Below are 321 nucleotides of genomic sequence, written 5' to 3'. Positions count from 1 at the left end.
AAGAGGTTTAAAAAAGGCCTTTTTATTCATGCATTCTCCACAGGATAAGACCGTGGAAGTAAGCAACGCCGAAGATCTTTACAGGAGCGTACGGCATCCCAAAAGTTTTGTTTCCCTCGATGGTGCAGATCACCTCCTTACCAATAAAGATGATTCCATTTATGCAGGAAACTTAATTGCTTCCTGGGCTTCACGTTATTTAAAGATCCCTGAGGACGAAGAACTTCCTACCGACTATGAAGTAGTAGCAAATCTTGGAAAGGAAGGCTTTACAACTCAAATGAGAGCCGGCAGACATTATTTTATAGCAGATGAGCCTGT

At 42.1% G+C, this 321-nt stretch carries 1 pseudogene; it reads left to right on the top strand.

Annotation, left to right across the window (positions count from 1 at the left end):
* Positions 1-28: 28 nt before the first annotated feature.
* A pseudogene (locus tag HC176_RS18565) lies at positions 29-321 on the top strand (osmotically inducible protein C); the annotation flags it as partial.

Source organism: Tamlana crocina (assembly GCF_012037625.1).
The sequence above is the reverse complement of the archived record's forward strand: the minus strand, read 5'-3'. Positions and strand labels throughout refer to the sequence as shown.